Source organism: Streptomyces sp. SID1328, assembly GCF_009865595.1.
Classification (GTDB): domain Bacteria; phylum Actinomycetota; class Actinomycetes; order Streptomycetales; family Streptomycetaceae; genus Streptomyces; species Streptomyces griseoluteus.
In genome coordinates, this window is sequence record NZ_WWKH01001019.1 from 1 (window position 1) to 275 (window position 275).

General features: G+C 79.6%; 1 pseudogene. It reads right to left on the minus strand.

The window, feature by feature from the left end:
• Positions 1-275: pseudogene (locus GT030_RS32740) on the minus strand (zf-HC2 domain-containing protein); the annotation flags it as partial.

Sequence of the window (275 nt, forward strand, 5' to 3'; positions counted from 1 at the left end):
CGCGAGCACCGCGCACAGCCAGCCGCCCGCCGTCACGGCGGACGCGGTACGGAATCCGGTGAGCGGGGCCAGCGCCAGGGTGGCCAGCGTCAGCGCCAGTCCTGGCAGCAGCCACGCGGCGGCGGCCGGTGCGCCGGAGGCGGGCAGCAGCAGCCCGGTGAGGGTCAGCACCGGCAGGCTCACCGCGAGCACGGCCGCCGTCCGGGTCAGGGCCAGCCGGAGCCCGCCCCCCGGTGTGGAGGCGGCCAGCTCGTGCAGCGGGTCGGCGTGCGGGC